Consider the following 2550-nt stretch of genomic DNA (forward strand, 5'->3'; position numbering starts at 1 on the left):
TGATTAGAACGGGCTTGAGCTTGCGATTTTGCGTTAATACTTCATCAATACGTTGAACGTATCGAGTAACAGCACGGGAGGCACGAATAGCAGCGCAGAAAGGGCAAAGCAAATGCTGCCCGCATGTTTGGATTTTTGTTAGTTTGATTTCACCCAAAGTATAGAAATTTTTGAATAGCAGATAGTTTCCGCACTCATTCAATTTTTGGGCAGATTTAAGAGCCGCAATAGATTCATCGTTTTTAACGTCTTTAACATAGTTCTCTTTAAACTTGGCTAGTGTAAAAAGATAGTTTTCTTGGTTTTTAGCCCTATGTTTTAAAGTCGCAAAACGTGTTATTCTATCCGAATGTTGATCTTCGCAAGAAGATTCCAAAGCCTGTAATTCAACGCCCGCCAAAGCAGCCGAATTATGGGCTTTTTTATTGCCTTTTTTAGTCAATTTTTGTCCCCACTTTAATCAATAGTATCAAGAGAAAGAAAAAACAGCGAGTAGGCAAGCCTAACTCACTGTTTTTTTTCGTGTTTCACACGGTTTTTGCTAATTCAGGCTGTGCGCCTTTTGCGACATAAAAAATCACATTACGTCCGCTTGCCATTGCTCCAACAGCAATAGAAATTTTTTGATTTAAGAAGTCGATAAAATCACGATGATTTTCGACTGATAATGTAAAAAGCTCATTTTTTACATCACCGTTTGGAAGCTCCATAGCTCCCAAAATTTGCACCTTGTCACGATCTTCAAAGGCTTCGCCTTTCTTGTTTGTTCCGCCTTGTTGAGTAAAGACGTTTAATACTGTTCCCTCTAACTTAATCATCTTGGAAAACCCTCAATCACTTTTAATCGACCCTCAACAACAGCAATAGCAAATAACGTGATGTCACGTTTTTTATCTAAATGCTCCTGCAACACTTTTTTAAAATATGAAGCAGCTTCATCAAGTGAAGCCATAGGCTTGTTAGCCGTAACCTCAAAATTAGTCATCCGCCATATCTCCAGAATTGATTGACTGGCGATCCTTCAATAAATCCTGAAGAATCCGCCCCTCCTCAACCTGAATGTCATGCAAAGTGTCTTCATCGAGATTTAAAGATAAATAAACCTGATCAAGAGCAATAGCCAAAAGATCATTCAAGACTTTATTTCGAGAGCTGTTTAAGTGTTTTGCAAGAGATTCAACTTTCGCATGAAGATGCAATTGGATACGGAAAGGAACTTGAAAATATGCACCGTGATAGCTAGAACGACCTGTTTTTTTAAGTTCAGCAACAAACAAATCTAAATTAGTTGGCTCAGTCATAATGATATACCCTGTATATGTAAAAAAATTAAAGTAGCTTAACTGGTGAGTTATTTATATATCATTATTCTTTGTGGCGCAACCCTGCGGGATTGCTAAAAGCTCCCACTTAGGTGCTAAGGGGAGCTTTGTAATCAGGGAAAGGAAAGTTAAGAGTTTTTATTGCGTCAGTTCGCAGGCACTCCGCCTGCTCTAACTCTTACGTGTTGCAGTAGAATTTTCAGAATGCACGCTTACGCGTTTCTCAAGAAACAGGCTAACCAATAAAAGCTAATAGCCTATGCTCAACATACGGGAATAGGTCAATATTATATAAATATCCGTCCCATCTTCGGATTCGTTGCCGAACCCGAACACGGGTAGCAGGTGGGATTCTCCAGTGGGCTTTTTTGCGTCCTCGCTTCATTTTCACGTGCTGCGTGCCCTCGCCACGACCGAAAATGATAGCTTCGTCCTTAGTCGCCAATGCTACAGCTTCACAACGTCGGTCGGTCGTCGTCGCAACTCCTCCTCCTCCTCCTAGTTCCGCTTTCGCCTTTGGCTCTACGTTGCGTGTAACAATCAAGTCATAGTATGAATGCTTGGCATAGTTGAATTTGTAAAGCATTTCGAGATATGGCAAAGACTGATCGTCTGGAAGTTCGTCCGTAGCTTCTTCAGGGATTTTGACACCCCATAAAAGACCAAATGAGCCAGTTAAGCGACGCCCCTTGAGAATCTTAAAAGCCTCCCAAGTCTTTTCAACCGATAGATCACCAAACTTTAAAGCGTACTTACAGACCTCTGCTGCTGCTCCCGCATAGCCTGAACCCTTTTCTTTTTTCGCCCTGCGAACGTCTACAATATAAGAATCACCAGTGAGGCTTTGCCAATATTCCGCAAACTCTTGCTGATCAATCCAGCTATCCACCAGTGCAAACATGTGAATATGGGGATGCCATTCACCTGTTTTTTCGTTATACGTGTTTTCGTATGAGTACATAGCGCCCTGAACCTTACAAAACTCGTTGTACCCTCGACCCTTCTTGATGAAGTCTCTACGACGCTCTAGGAGCTTCCTAAAGGCGTTTAGAAGATGGTCGGCACGTTCCCGTAGGTCAGAACCGTTTTTTACTGTGAGCGTGATTAGAACGGGCTTGAGCTTGCGATTTTGCGTTAATACTTCATCAATACGTTGAACGTATCGAGTAACAGCACGGGAGGCACGAATAGCAGCGCAGAAAGGGCAAAGCAAATGCTGCCCGCATGT

At 41.9% G+C, this 2550-nt stretch carries 4 protein-coding genes and 1 pseudogene; all 5 read right to left on the reverse strand.

All coding sequences use genetic code 11. The annotated features are described in order from the left end of the window. Positions 1–442, reverse strand: a pseudogene (locus tag FTV43_RS14965) (replication protein); the annotation flags it as partial. A gap of 85 nt (positions 443–527) precedes the next feature. Further along, positions 528–818 carry a hypothetical protein gene (locus FTV43_RS14970; protein WP_179991767.1) on the reverse strand — a complete coding sequence of 97 codons (291 nt, stop codon included), beginning with the start codon at positions 816–818 and terminating at the stop codon, positions 528–530. Then, positions 815–985, reverse strand: coding sequence for a hypothetical protein (locus FTV43_RS14975; RefSeq protein WP_179995794.1), 171 nt, complete (start codon positions 983–985; stop codon positions 815–817). Before FTV43_RS14975 ends, FTV43_RS14970 begins: the two co-directional genes overlap by 4 nt. Further along, the gene (locus FTV43_RS14980; protein WP_179991768.1) at positions 978–1301 is read right to left on the reverse strand and encodes a hypothetical protein; all 324 of its coding nucleotides are present in this window, start codon (positions 1299–1301) and stop codon (positions 978–980) included. Before FTV43_RS14980 ends, FTV43_RS14975 begins: the two co-directional genes overlap by 8 nt. Positions 1302–1557: 256 nt before the next feature. Then, on the reverse strand, positions 1558–2550 hold a 993-nt coding region (locus tag FTV43_RS14985), incomplete at its 5' end, for a protein rep (RefSeq protein WP_179995795.1).

Source organism: Acinetobacter sp. YH16053, assembly GCF_013417035.1.
GTDB classification, from domain to species: Bacteria; Pseudomonadota; Gammaproteobacteria; order Pseudomonadales; family Moraxellaceae; genus Acinetobacter; species Acinetobacter towneri.

Coding starts and splice junctions, on each gene's coding strand:
- FTV43_RS14970 (WP_179991767.1), bottom strand. CDS start 818: ATGATTAAGTTAGAGGGAACAGTATTAAACGTCTTTACTCAACAAGGC.
- FTV43_RS14975 (WP_179995794.1), bottom strand. CDS start 985: ATGACTAATTTTGAGGTTACGGCTAACAAGCCTATGGCTTCACTTGAT.
- FTV43_RS14980 (WP_179991768.1), bottom strand. CDS start 1,301: ATGACTGAGCCAACTAATTTAGATTTGTTTGTTGCTGAACTTAAAAAA.